The following is a 9237-nucleotide window of genomic DNA, read 5'->3' on the forward strand; positions in this document are numbered from 1 at the left end:
CAACGAGTCAGCAAGCTCCTTCTGACGCCGACGACGCTCCTCGCGCTCCGGACTGACTGCCATGGTCTCCATGATGTTCTCCTTCGAGGTGATAAGCACCCCTTACACAGACCATCTGACACCCCCGTCCCGTAGCTGCCGGATCGGCTCCGGCGGCACGAACGACCCGCGCAGCAGCCCGTGCGCGCCCAACTGCGCCAGCCACGCCGCGTCCGACACGTCCGACTTGCGGCCTGGGATGTTCCGCGCCTGCTTCGCGTTGACGAGCATCACCGGCAGCCCCGCGGCCTCCATCAGGTAGTAGAACGGCTTCCAGTAGTCCCCGGTCGCTTCCATCACGATCACGCTCACCCGGGCTTGCGCCAGGAACGTGATCAGCTCGGTAATCTGACCCACCGTCGCCCCCCACGTGGTCACCGTCGTGGTGAACGTCCCCGCACGTTTCCCCGGCACCCGCACCGCGACCTTCGCGTCGCGTTTGGAGATATCCATCCCCGCCGCCCGATCATGAACGATATCCATCAGCGATGACTCCCCCTGCTCGACTCCGACGAAACCAGCCACGGGGAGGACAGGGAGAATCAGACTCTGACCCTCGTGCTCGTAGCAACAATCCACGGTTCCCGCGGAGCCCTCCGCATCAAGCTGAAACACGAGCCTCAGCGCACCAAAACGGATCCGACGTTATCCGCGACCAGCACCCCCAGCATCCACCCCACCAACCCAAGCCAGCAAGAGGCGACCACCCCGATCTTTCCACCCCCACGGAGGGCCGCACAGCGGCCCTGAAAAGCTGAAACGAAGGAGCGCCACCGCGAGCCCGCCGGGCGCGGGGCGGATGCCGGGGTCTGCGGCTCGGGATCCCCCTTCTCCTCGGCCAGGCGCACGTTCTCGGCTTCCAGCTCGAGGATGCGCTTCTCGAGTGCGACGATGTCGGGGACGGAGGAGGGTTCGCTCATGCGGTCATTGTTGCGGACGCATGTCCGCCCGGCGTCACCGTCGCGTTGCTTTCGCCCGGGCCAGGTGAGGCGGTGAGGCGGTGTGGGTCGGGCGATGCGCGCTAGACCGCGCGAAGCACGGCGACGACCTTGCCGAGGACGGTGGCGTCGTCGCCGAGGATGGGCTCGAACGCGGAATTGCGGGGGAGCAGCCACGTGTGGCCGTCGCGCTGGCGGAACGTCTTCACGGTCGCCTCGCCGTCGAGCATCGCCGCGACGATGTCGCCGTTGTCGGCGTTCGGCTGCGAGCGCACCACGACCCAGTCGCCGTCGCAGATGGCGGCATCGATCATCGACTCGCCGCTGACCTTCAGCATGAACAGGTCGCCCTTGCCGACGAGTTGGCGCGGCAGCGGGAAGATCTCCTCCACCTGCTGATCAGCGGTGATGGGAACACCGGCCGCGATGCGGCCGACGAGGGGCACCAGCGCTGCGTCGCCGAGCGCGGGAGCGAGGTCGGCGGGGTTCTCCGCTGCGGTGCCGGGCAGATCGATCAGCACCTCCATGGCGCGCGTCTTGCCGGCATCCCGTCGCAAGTACCCGCTCAGTTCCAGCTGGTTCAACTGGTGAGTGACACTCGAGAGGGATTTGAGCCCGACGGCGTCACCGATCTCACGCATGCTCGGCGGATACCCGTAGCGCGCGATGGAGGCCTGGATCACCTCCAGGATCTTCAGCTGCTTATCGCTCAGGCTCCGGCGTCGGCGGGTCTGGGGCTTGTCAGCCATGTCACGCACTCCTTCGATCACGTTCGATCGCGGCCCCTTGGATGACACCCCCGGAAGGCGTGGCCTTCGAATGTCGGAGGTGGGTGATGGGGTCGTCCTGTCGAAACCGTATCCGGTTCCGGAGATCTTCGCCCGCAACTCCTCGCGTGTCGCGTTCGATCCATCTCCGACCCGCTCGGGACTTGACAACCATCTACTATCGAAGATAGCTTCGGTACAGAGATTCGTACCCGGCTCTCCCGGCCGAGATTCGGGTACGAATCTCTGCAACCAGAGGCGCTCGTCCTTCAGGAGGATCCCATGACCACGATCGACACGCTCGGCACCCCCCGTGCGCTCGGGTCTCTTCCCCGGTTCACCGTCGCCGATGGCGCTCGCACGTCGGCGACGCGTCTGCGGCTGACGCGCCGCGGCCGTCGCGTGCTTGCCTTTCTCGCGTCGATTCCTGCGATCGTCGCGCTGAGCATCGCGATCGTCTCCGGCGGCGGTGCGATCGCCTCCGACGAGGGCGGGGCCGGTGCGACCTTCGCATACGTCACGGTCATGCCGGGGGAGTCGCTGTGGTCGATCGCCGAGACCGTTGCACCACGGGCCGATCCGCGTGATGCGGTAGATGCGATCATGCGCCTGAACGCCCTTCCGTCGGGGAACCTCGTCGCCGGGCAGGCGATCGCGATCCCGGCCGAGTACGGCGCCGCACACTGACGCGGCTCTACCATGGACAGGGTGAGCGCCCGTCTCGAAGACCTCCCCCTCAGACCTGACCTGCGCGGTCTCACTCCGTACGGGGCCCCGCAGGCGCCGCTTCCCGTTGCCCTCAACGTCAACGAGAACACTCATCCCGTGCCGGAGGACGTGGCCGACGACATCCTGGACAGCGTCGCACGGGCGCTGCGGGAGGTGAACCGCTACCCGGACCGCGAGTTCGGTGCGTTGCGTGAGGGATTCGCGGACTACCTCGGCCACGGACTCACCGCGGACCAGATCTGGGCGGCGAACGGATCGAACGAAGTGCTGCAGCACCTGCTGCAGGCCTTCGCCGGTCCCGGGCGTACGGCGTTCGGCTTCGCACCCACGTACTCCATGTATCCGCTGCTCACTCGCGGAACCGGTGCGTCCTATGTCGCCGGGTCCCGCGGGGTCGACTACACACTCGCCGCCGAGGATGCTGCTGCGCAGGTGGCGGAAGCCGGTCCCGACATCGTGTTCCTCTGTGCGCCGAACAACCCGACTGGCACGCCGCTCGGCCTCGACGTCATCGAGGCGGTCTACGACGCGGTCGACGGGATCGTCATCGTCGACGAGGCTTATCAGGAGTTCGCCCCGCGCGACTCCCGCTCTGCGCTGACGCTGCTGCCGGACCGCGAGCGTCTCGTCGTGTCCCGCACGATGAGCAAGGCCTTCGCCTTCGCCGGCGCGCGCGTGGGCTACCTTGCCGCCGATCCGGGCGTCATCGACGCGCTGCGCCTCGTGCGGCTCCCGTATCACCTCAGCGCGCTGACGCAGGCCGCGGCCATCGCGGCCCTCCGGCACGCCCCCGCGATGCTCGCGATGGTCGACGACATCGTCGCCCAGCGCGACCGCATCACCGCGACGCTGGACGCGCTCGGCTACGCGCCGTACGAGAGTTGGACGAACTTCGTGCTGTTCTCGGGCGTGGACGACCCTGCCGCGACATGGCAGGCGTTGTACGACCGCGGCGTGCTCATCCGCGACGTCGGCATCCCGCACAGCCTGCGGGTGACGGCCGGCACCGAGGTGGAGTCGACGGCGTTCCTCGACGCACTCGCCTCCATCAGTGCTGCCGAGCGCGTGTAACGCTGCCGCAGGGTAGCGCGGCCGCGGCACAGCCCTGCCGTGGCCGCCCGGCCCCGCCGATAGACTCGCGTCATGAGCACTTCTGCGCCCCGCACGGCTGCGATCCGCCGCGCGACGAGCGAATCGACCGTCGAGCTCGAACTCGATCTCGACGGCAGCGGCACGAGCCACATCGACACGACGGTGCCCTTCTTCGACCACCTGCTGACGGCGTTCGCGAAGCACTCGCTCACCGACCTCACGGTGCGTGCCTCCGGCGACACCGACATCGACGCGCACCACACCGTCGAAGACGTCGCGATCGTCCTCGGCCAGGCCATCCGCCAGGCGCTCGGCGACAAGAGAGGCATCTCCCGCTACGGCGACGCGCTCGTGCCTCTCGACGAAGCCCTTGCGCAGGCCGTCGTCGACATCAGCGGGCGGCCGTACCTCGTGCACACAGGGGAGCCGGTCGGCTACGAGCACCACCTCATCGGCGGCCACTTCACGGGCTCGCTCGTGCGCCACACGTTCGAGGCGCTGGCGTTCAACGGTGGTCTGACGGTGCACGTGACCGTACTCGGCGGCCGCGATCCGCATCACATCGCCGAGGCGGAGTACAAGGCGTTCGCCCGCGCGTTCCGGCAGGCGAAGGCGCTCGACCCGCTCGTACAGGGCGTTCCCAGTACCAAGGGCGCGCTGTGACCGGCCAGCCCGAACGTCCGCTGGTCGCCGTCCTCGACTACGGGTCCGGCAACGTCCACTCCGCAGTCAAGGCGCTCGTCGCCGCCGGTGCCGACGCCCGCCTCACCGCCGATCGCGGGCTGATTCAGGATGCCGCCGGTCTCGTCGTCCCCGGAGTGGGCGCGTTCCGGGCCGTGATGGGCGCCCTCCGCGCCGGTCGCGGTGATGAGGCGATCGAGCGGCGCCTTGCGGGCGGGCTGCCCGTCCTCGGGATCTGCGTCGGCATGCAGGTGCTGTTCTCGCACGGGGTGGAGCGGGGCGAGGAGACCGAGGGCATGGGCGAATGGCCGGGCGCCGTTACGGAGCTCGACGCCCCGGTGCTCCCCCACATGGGCTGGAACACGGTGCGGGCGGGGGAGGACAGCATCCTCTTCCGTGGGCTCGAGGAGGAACGGTTCTACTTCGTCCACTCGTATGGGGCCCAGCACTGGTCGCTGGAGGCCACTCGTCGCTTCCGCGAGCCGGTGCTCACCTGGTGCGACTACGGCGCGCCGTTCTTGGCCGCCGTGGAGAACGGCCCGCTGTCGGCGACGCAGTTCCACCCGGAGAAGAGCGGGGCCGCCGGCATCCGTCTGCTCGGCAACTGGATCTCGGCACTTCCCGGGGCGCGGTAGTCTCTCTCCTTGTGTCCGCGTTCGCGGTCACGCGGAGAGCGACAACCCACTCTTGGAGCCATGAACGATTTCGCGTCGACCCCCGAACTGATCCTGCTGCCCGCCGTGGACGTCGCCGGCGGCAAAGCCGTCCGGCTCACGCAGGGCGAAGCGGGCACCGAGACCAGCTATGGCGACCCCGTCGAGGCTGCTCTGACCTGGGCGCGCGACGGTGCGCAGTGGGTGCACCTCGTCGACCTCGACGCCGCCTTCGGCCGCGGCAGCAACGTCGCGGTGCTGCGCCGCGTCATCAAGCAGCTCAGGGGGGTCCAGGTGGAGCTGTCCGGGGGCATCCGCGACGACACGTCACTGCACGCCGCGCTGGAGTCGGGAGCCGCGCGCATCAATCTCGGCACGGCGGCTTTGGAGAACCCGGAATGGGCCGCCGATGTCATCGGTCGCTATGGCGACGCGATCGCCGTCGGACTCGACGTGCGCGGCACGACTCTGGCCGCGCGCGGATGGACCCAGGACGGCGGCAACCTCTGGGACGTGCTGGATCGTCTCGAGGATGCCGGGTGCAGCCGTTACGTCGTCACCGACGTGACGAAGGACGGCACGCTGAAGGGCCCGAACCTCGACCTGCTGCGCGAGGTCACGGCGCGCACTGTCAAGCCCGTTGTCGCCTCGGGGGGCATTTCCAATCTCGACGACATCGCCGCGCTGCGCGACCTCGTCCCGCTCGGCGTCGAGGGTGCCATCGTCGGCAAGGCGTTGTATGCCGGGGCATTCACACTGGCCGAGGCGCTGGATGTCGCGGCGGGATGACGGTGCGGGAGCCGCCGCGGGCGATGCGGACTCCACTGCGGATTCAGCCGGGGTGCCCTGGGCGGGGCGCTCGTTCGAGCCGAACCCGCATTCCGGCGACGACGGGTCGGCCGATCCTGCGCTGCTCGCGGCGCTGACGGCCTTCCGTCACGGCGACGGGGACCAGGTCGCTGTCGTCGACGCCTATCGGGCCGCGCGGCTGCTCATCCCGCTCGTCGCGGAAGCCGGGGACCTCGGCATCGCGCCGTCGGGTCACACGGTGGACAAGACGCAGGAGCTGTCGATCGTGACGGTCGCCGCGCCCGACGGGCGGCCGGTGCTCCCCGTGTTCACGTCGGTCCGGGCGATGGCGGCGTGGAACCCGACGGCGCGGCCGGTGCCGGCGGACGGGGTCCGGACGGCGCTGTCGGCGGCGGCCGACGATACCGATCTGATCGTCATAGACCCGGGATCCGCCACCGAGTTCGTCCTGCGCCGACCCGCCGTGTGGGCGATCGGTCAGGACCAGTCGTGGGAACCGGCGCACACGTCTCCCGAGGTCTTCGCCGGCCTGCAGGAGTCGATCGGCGGTGAGCTGGGTGTGCTCGACCTCTCGGTCGATCCCGGCGATCCCGGCGCTCGCCTGCGTGGACCGGAACTGATCGTGCGGCTGCACTTGATCGATGGGCTCGACCGGACCGAACTCGACGCGATCCTGCAGCGCCTCGCCGCCCGCTGGGCTGCCGATGACCGGATCGCGGTGCTCGTCGACTCGCTGACGGTCAAGCTCGTCCGCGCCTGACCGTTCGCCACACGCCGGAACCCCAGGCCGGAGGCCGGTCGTGAGTACCGGCATCCGTTCACACCGTCCTGGTCAAGTGACGGGGCCGGTCCACTTCTCGCCCGGACCTTTGCCGACGGCGTCGGGGATGGCGGAGGCCTCACGGAAGGCGAGCTGCAGCGATCGCAGGCCGTCGCGCAGCGACCGGGCGTGCATGTCGCTGATCTCGGGCGCGCCCGCGGTGATCAGCCCCGCGAGGGCGTTGATCAGCTTGCGCGCCTCGTCGAGGTCGAGCTGCGTCGCGGGGTCGTCAGCGAGGCCGGTCTTGACGGCGGCGGCGCTCATGAGGTGAACCGCCGCGGTCGTGATGACCTCGACGGCCGGCACGTCGGCGATGTCGCGGGTCGCCGCCGCGGCGGCGCGCTCCTGCTCCTCCCAGCGCGCGAGGCGCTCGGCATCCTGCGGGTCCGAAGAGGGGATCGTAGACACGTGTTGCTCTCTGCTAGACTGGGCGGGCACCGGAGTGTTCTGCTCCGGATCGAAAGAGGATCACATCCCACCCGCGCTTGCCGCTCCAGGCTACCGGGTCACGCACTCCGCCCCGTTCACGGGGTAGCCACGAGAGTGGATGCCGGGTGCAGAAACCTGCTGACGACGTGCGCGTCGTACGTGGTGGACAACGGTGGACGTGAGGCTCTTCCGCCCGAGGCATCATCCATGCCCCGGTGGCATCCATCCGTACGACTAAGGAGTTCCGCATCAGCGATCCCCGCACCAACGACCGCATCCGCGTCCCCGAGGTCCGCCTCGTGGGGCCTGCCGGTGAGCAGGTCGGCGTCGTCCGCATCGAGGTCGCGCTGCGCCTCGCTCAGGAAGCGGACCTTGACCTCGTCGAGGTCGCCCCCAACTCGAAGCCGCCCGTGGTCAAGATCATGGACTACGGCAAGTACAAGTACGAGGCGGCCCAGAAGGCCAAGGAAGCACGACGCAACCAGGCCAACACGGTCCTCAAAGAGGTCCGTTTCCGCCTGAAGATCGAGGCGCACGACTACACGACCAAGCTCAAGCGCGCCGAGGGCTTCTTGCAGTCGGGCGACAAGGTCAAGGCGATGATCCTCTTCCGCGGCCGGGAGCAGTCCCGTCCGGAACAGGGCGTGCGCCTGCTCCGCAAGTTCGCGGAGGATGTCGCGGAGTACGGCACCGTGGAGTCCAACCCCACGATCGACGGCCGCAACATGGTGATGGTGATCGCGCCGCACAAGAACAAGTCCGAGGTCAAGACCGAGCAGAACGCCCAGCGTGCTGCGAACAAGCAGGCGGCGCGTCAGGCCAGGACCGCTCCCGCCGCCGGGACCGTCGAGTAAGCGAGCCGCGCGCACGCGCGACGCCGGGCGCCCCGCCCCACACACTCCCGCCTCGCGGGAACCACAACGAAGGATAGAGACATGCCGAAGCAGAAGACCCACTCGGGTGCCAAGAAGCGTTTCAAGGTCACCGGTAGCGGAAAGATCAAGAAGCAGCAGGCGAACCTCCGCCACAACTTCGAGGGCAAGCCCACCAAGCGCACGCGCCGCCTGTCGGCCGACAAGATGCTCGCTCCCGGCGACGCCAAGGTCGCCAAGAAGCTGCTCGGCATCTGAGCGCCGAAGCCCTCGAGTTTCAGAAGGAAGTAGAAGAAAATGGCTAGAGTCAAGCGGGCTGTCAATGCCCACAAGAAGCGTCGCGTCATCCTCGAGCGCGCCTCCGGTTACCGCGGACAGCGTTCGCGCCTGTACCGCAAGGCGAAGGAGCAGGTCACCCACTCGCTCGTCTACGCGTACCGTGACCGCCGCAAGCGCAAGGGTGATTTCCGCCGCCTGTGGATCCAGCGCATCAACGCCGCGAGCCGTGCCAACGGCCTCACGTACAACCGCTTCATCCAGGGACTCGGCCTTGCCGGTGTGCAGGTCGACCGCCGCATGCTCGCCGACCTGGCCGTGAACGACCCCAAGACGTTCGCGTCGCTCGTCGCGACCGCCAAGAATGCGCTGCCCGCCGACGTGAACGCCCCCAAGGCCTGATCGCCGCAAGCACCGCGCGCCGTCGGCATCCCCCCGAACGGGGCGTCCTCCTTCGGAGGGCGCCCCGTTCCGCGTCTCCCACTCCGTCCACGAGCCCCGCCGGCCGCCCGCGAGAGAACAACCGGCCGCCGAGAGAACGGGTGGTACCCGTTCTCTCGTCCGTGAGTTGTTCTCTCGCGGTGAGTAGAGTCGGAGCGTGCTCGAGAACCCCCGTTCCCCGCGCGTGCGCGCCGTCGCCAAACTGACCAAACGCAGCGCCCGGCAGGAGACGGGGCTGTTCCTGCTCGAAGGCCCGCAGGCCGCGCGCGAGGCCCTCGCCTACCGCCCCGATACCCTCGTCGAGCTGTTCGCGACACCCACGGCGATGGAACGGCATCCTGACCTCCGCGACGCCGCGAAGGATGCCGAGGTCGAGACCGTCTTCACCACCGAAGCCGTCCTCGACGCCATGGCGGACACCGTCACTCCGCAGGGGATCGTCGCAGTGGCCCGGCAGTCTCCGACGTCGCTGCGCGATGTGTTCGCGGCATCCCCCCGTCTCGTCGCGATCTGTGAGGAGGTGCGCGATCCCGGGAACCTCGGGACGATCATCCGCGCCGCCGACGCCGCCGGCGCCGACGCCGTGATCCTCAGCGGTCGCACCGTCGATCCGTACAACCCCAAGGTTGTGCGCGCGACGACCGGGTCGCTGTTCCACGTGCCGGTCGCCGTCGGTGCCCGGCTCGACGA

Annotated in this window: 13 protein-coding genes and 1 pseudogene; 10 read left to right on the forward strand and 4 right to left on the reverse strand. The window is 68.9% G+C overall.

All coding sequences use genetic code 11. The features are described from left to right. Positions 1-126: 126 nt before the first annotated feature. The 3 genes and pseudogenes from WBP48_RS02000 to lexA all read right to left on the reverse strand — a co-directional run. Positions 127-522, reverse strand: a pseudogene (locus WBP48_RS02000) (IS110 family transposase); the annotation flags it as partial. A gap of 137 nt (positions 523-659) precedes the next feature. Beyond that, positions 660-959 (reverse strand): hypothetical protein, encoded by a 300-nt coding sequence (locus WBP48_RS02005; RefSeq protein WP_424435306.1) that lies wholly within the window; start codon positions 957-959, stop codon positions 660-662. Between the two features lie 101 nt (positions 960-1060). Then, positions 1061-1726, reverse strand: a complete 666-nt coding sequence (gene lexA / locus WBP48_RS02010) for a transcriptional repressor LexA (protein WP_424435309.1) — start codon at positions 1724-1726, stop codon at positions 1061-1063. A gap of 300 nt (positions 1727-2026) precedes the next feature. Between lexA and WBP48_RS02015 the strand changes: the two genes are divergently transcribed. From WBP48_RS02015 to WBP48_RS02040, 6 genes are all read left to right on the forward strand, one after another. Further along, positions 2027-2431, forward strand: a complete 405-nt coding sequence (locus tag WBP48_RS02015; protein WP_424435312.1) for a LysM peptidoglycan-binding domain-containing protein — start codon at positions 2027-2029, stop codon at positions 2429-2431. Between the two features lie 12 nt (positions 2432-2443). Beyond that, a complete protein-coding gene (locus tag WBP48_RS02020) occupies positions 2444-3544 on the forward strand; it encodes a histidinol-phosphate transaminase (RefSeq protein WP_424435315.1) in 1101 nt (366 codons plus the stop codon). Between the two features lie 72 nt (positions 3545-3616). Continuing rightward, complete coding sequence (gene hisB, locus WBP48_RS02025) at positions 3617-4228, forward strand: imidazoleglycerol-phosphate dehydratase HisB (protein ID WP_424435318.1); 612 nt, start codon at positions 3617-3619, stop codon at positions 4226-4228. Then, positions 4225-4881, forward strand: coding sequence for an imidazole glycerol phosphate synthase subunit HisH (gene hisH / locus WBP48_RS02030; protein ID WP_424435321.1), 657 nt, complete (start codon positions 4225-4227; stop codon positions 4879-4881). Before hisB ends, hisH begins: the two co-directional genes overlap by 4 nt. A 60-nt stretch (positions 4882-4941) precedes the next feature. Continuing rightward, positions 4942-5688: a bifunctional 1-(5-phosphoribosyl)-5-((5-phosphoribosylamino)methylideneamino)imidazole-4-carboxamide isomerase/phosphoribosylanthranilate isomerase PriA gene (priA, locus tag WBP48_RS02035; RefSeq protein ID WP_424435324.1), complete on the forward strand. Its 747-nt coding sequence runs from the start codon at positions 4942-4944 to the stop codon at positions 5686-5688. Then, positions 5672-6469 (forward strand): SseB family protein, encoded by a 798-nt coding sequence (locus WBP48_RS02040; protein WP_424435327.1) that lies wholly within the window; start codon positions 5672-5674, stop codon positions 6467-6469. Before priA ends, WBP48_RS02040 begins: the two co-directional genes overlap by 17 nt. A 72-nt stretch (positions 6470-6541) precedes the next feature. Here the strand turns inward: WBP48_RS02040 and WBP48_RS02045 are convergent, their stop codons facing one another. Continuing rightward, positions 6542-6937: a DUF1844 domain-containing protein gene (locus tag WBP48_RS02045; protein WP_424435330.1), complete on the reverse strand. Its 396-nt coding sequence runs from the start codon at positions 6935-6937 to the stop codon at positions 6542-6544. Between the two features lie 236 nt (positions 6938-7173). Here WBP48_RS02045 and infC point away from each other — a divergent pair, with 236 nt between their 5' ends. The 4 genes from infC to WBP48_RS02065 all read left to right on the forward strand — a co-directional run. Next, complete coding sequence (gene infC / locus WBP48_RS02050; protein ID WP_424435332.1) at positions 7174-7812, forward strand: translation initiation factor IF-3; 639 nt, start codon at positions 7174-7176, stop codon at positions 7810-7812. Positions 7813-7893: 81 nt separating this feature from the next. Next, positions 7894-8088, forward strand: coding sequence for a 50S ribosomal protein L35 (gene rpmI, locus WBP48_RS02055; protein ID WP_424435335.1), 195 nt, complete (start codon positions 7894-7896; stop codon positions 8086-8088). 39 nt (positions 8089-8127) lie between these two features. Further along, entirely contained in the window at positions 8128-8508 is a 381-nt protein-coding gene (gene rplT / locus WBP48_RS02060; RefSeq protein WP_424435338.1) for a 50S ribosomal protein L20, read from the forward strand. Between the two features lie 196 nt (positions 8509-8704). Continuing rightward, a partial coding sequence (locus WBP48_RS02065) for a TrmH family RNA methyltransferase (RefSeq protein ID WP_424435341.1) occupies positions 8705-9237 on the forward strand: 533 nt, incomplete at its 3' end.

This window comes from Microbacterium sp. (genome assembly GCF_049661145.1).
Lineage (GTDB): Bacteria > Actinomycetota > Actinomycetes > Actinomycetales > Microbacteriaceae > Microbacterium.

Coding starts and splice junctions, on each gene's coding strand:
- WBP48_RS02005 (WP_424435306.1), bottom strand. CDS start 959: ATGAGCGAACCCTCCTCCGTCCCCGACATCGTCGCACTCGAGAAGCGC.
- lexA (WP_424435309.1), bottom strand. CDS start 1,726: ATGGCTGACAAGCCCCAGACCCGCCGACGCCGGAGCCTGAGCGATAAG.
- WBP48_RS02015 (WP_424435312.1), top strand. CDS start 2,027: ATGACCACGATCGACACGCTCGGCACCCCCCGTGCGCTCGGGTCTCTT.
- WBP48_RS02020 (WP_424435315.1), top strand. CDS start 2,444: ATGGACAGGGTGAGCGCCCGTCTCGAAGACCTCCCCCTCAGACCTGAC.
- hisB (WP_424435318.1), top strand. CDS start 3,617: ATGAGCACTTCTGCGCCCCGCACGGCTGCGATCCGCCGCGCGACGAGC.
- priA (WP_424435324.1), top strand. CDS start 4,942: ATGAACGATTTCGCGTCGACCCCCGAACTGATCCTGCTGCCCGCCGTG.
- WBP48_RS02040 (WP_424435327.1), top strand. CDS start 5,672: ATGTCGCGGCGGGATGACGGTGCGGGAGCCGCCGCGGGCGATGCGGAC.
- rpmI (WP_424435335.1), top strand. CDS start 7,894: ATGCCGAAGCAGAAGACCCACTCGGGTGCCAAGAAGCGTTTCAAGGTC.
- rplT (WP_424435338.1), top strand. CDS start 8,128: ATGGCTAGAGTCAAGCGGGCTGTCAATGCCCACAAGAAGCGTCGCGTC.